This window comes from Aliivibrio sp. SR45-2 (assembly GCF_963890165.1).
Lineage (GTDB): Bacteria > Pseudomonadota > Gammaproteobacteria > Enterobacterales > Vibrionaceae > Aliivibrio > Aliivibrio salmonicida.
This window is the reverse complement of sequence record NZ_CAWPRC010000047.1, coordinates 1-1,888: the sequence shown is the minus strand read 5'-3', so window position 1 is coordinate 1,888 and position 1,888 is coordinate 1. Positions and strand designations below refer to the sequence as shown.

Genomic DNA, 1,888 nt, shown 5'->3' with positions numbered 1-1,888 from the left:
TCCCAAGCAAACCGTCTCTTCAGTCATTCCTTCTGAGCTCAGGTTCTCACCCATTCCAGGAGCCCCCCAATGAATATCACCCCCATATTTTTCTTTCCAGTAAGCATAATGCTCTAAAGGATATTGATGCAAGGCACGCTCTACTCCACCGTGGTGGTGAGAATCGGCGCATTGATCACCTTCTAATCCTTCAAGAAAAAGATATAAGCTCTTCTCAATTGGAGATTTATTTATTGCGGTATCAAAGCCATAACGATGTTCCACTTTTCCACGGTAAATTCTATTAAGATAGTTCTTTTTCATTTCACTAGCCTCACTTGCTTACTGGATATTGTCCGACGTAATCGTATAGCACGCTTACAATCGAAACCAATGGTACTTCAAACCTGAAAGGCTAAATATATAATATCGAGTTAATTCATTTGTTATGTTTGTGCTAAAAGTAAAGAGAAAACCAATAAACGCCAGAGAGATATTGTCTCTTTTATAAAATAGAAGAAAATGATATGGTGCAAAAAACGCATTCAACAAGGAGATGGTTATGTCTAAATTTGCACTAATTACGGGAGCAAGTCGAGGTATAGGAAAAGCGATTTCTCACTACTTTGCTCAGCAAGGTTATTCACTTATTTTAGTCTCATTAAATAAAGACAACCTCAATGCCACAAAATTAGAGTTAGAAGCCCACTACCCGTCGAGTTGTATCGAAACCATCAGCGTCGATTTTAATAACCCCGCAGACGTTGAATCTGCCATCTCTTCAATCATTGCTGAGCATAGCTCTATCGATGTAATGGTAAACAGCGCAGGTGTTCTCATGGCAGGACACACGAACTTAACGCTAAAGCAGCTTTCTGAATTAATAAACGTAAATCTACTTTCTACGATTACGGCCTGTAATTTGGTTATCGAAAAAATGAAACAACAAGGCTATGGTGAGATTTATAATATTGGATCAACCGCAGGTTTAGAACCCGTACCAAAGATCGCCGCGTACTCTGCCACAAAAGCCGCTATTGTGAGTTATAGCCAATCGCTTTATCACGAACTTCTTCCCTTTAATATAAAGGTATGTTGTTTATGCCCAAGCGTTGTCGATACTGACATGACCAACGATGGCCGTATTATGAACAACCTAAAAATCGAAACTCAAGATTTAACTAAAGCTATCGATTTTATACGCAACTTGTCGCCAAGTGCCAGTATGTCGACACTCTCTATACGTTGTAAAACCATTGATTTAGAAAAGTAATTATTTCAATTTGGTAGAGAACATCAGATAGAATAGACAATGAAAATAATCACCGTTAACTGATTGTTATTCAATTAACTTACGCTTCATTCTCATCGCATACCGTTACCACTAATTCGTCATTGTCGTTAGTGGTCACTTGAATTCGAATAGGTCGACAACAAACGCTGCAATCATCAATGTACTCTTGCTCACGATCTTCTTGATCAACCAGAATCACAATGGATTCATTACAGTAAGGGCAAAGTATTGTTTCTTCGTGTAAAAACTCCATAGCGCCTCTTTAAATCATCATCGTATCTTCTATTAAGTTTAGAGGACAATTCAAAATAATCGAATCAATGAATTTACACATAATATTGAGGATGTTTTTATCTAATTACGATCATAAGTTGATAGCCTAACAGCACTAAAAATACCTCTTTTGTTTGATAGTGCCGTGGTTATTCCTTAATAAAATGGAATAACTCCATTTTATTATAGACTTTTCTTTATTGAACAATGACTTAGCAGAAAGTGCTTACCACCCTTCTTGTGGCTGCAAAATGGGCAATAAAGAAGACCCAATGGCTGTACTCGATGAACAGTGCCGCGTACGTGGAATTACGAATTTACGCGTTGTCGATTCTTCTGTAT

General features: G+C 37.7%; 3 protein-coding genes and 1 pseudogene. 2 read left to right on the top strand and 2 right to left on the bottom strand.

Translation table 11 applies throughout. The features are described 5' to 3' along the window. On the bottom strand, window positions 1-303 hold a 303-nt coding region (locus AACV33_RS02480), incomplete at its 3' end, for an MOSC domain-containing protein (RefSeq protein WP_182700714.1). Window positions 304-541: 238 nt separating this feature from the next. Here AACV33_RS02480 and AACV33_RS02475 point away from each other — a divergent pair. Further along, on the top strand, window positions 542-1,252 hold the full coding sequence (locus AACV33_RS02475) for an SDR family NAD(P)-dependent oxidoreductase (RefSeq protein WP_182700713.1): 711 nt from the start codon (window positions 542-544) through the stop codon (window positions 1,250-1,252). A 79-nt stretch (window positions 1,253-1,331) separates the two neighbouring features. Here AACV33_RS02475 and AACV33_RS02470 read toward each other — a convergent pair whose 3' ends face one another. Continuing rightward, window positions 1,332-1,526: a CPXCG motif-containing cysteine-rich protein gene (locus AACV33_RS02470; protein WP_182700712.1), complete on the bottom strand. Its 195-nt coding sequence runs from the start codon at window positions 1,524-1,526 to the stop codon at window positions 1,332-1,334. A 238-nt stretch (window positions 1,527-1,764) separates the two neighbouring features. On the opposite strand from AACV33_RS02470, the pseudogene AACV33_RS02465 reads away from it, so the two are divergent. Next, a pseudogene (locus AACV33_RS02465) lies at window positions 1,765-1,888 on the top strand (GMC oxidoreductase); the annotation flags it as partial.

Excerpts from the sequence above, each read along its gene's own strand:
- AACV33_RS02470 (WP_182700712.1), bottom strand. The coding sequence starts at position 1,526 with ATGGAGTTTTTACACGAAGAAACAATACTTTGCCCTTACTGTAATGAA.
- AACV33_RS02475 (WP_182700713.1), top strand. The coding sequence starts at position 542 with ATGTCTAAATTTGCACTAATTACGGGAGCAAGTCGAGGTATAGGAAAA.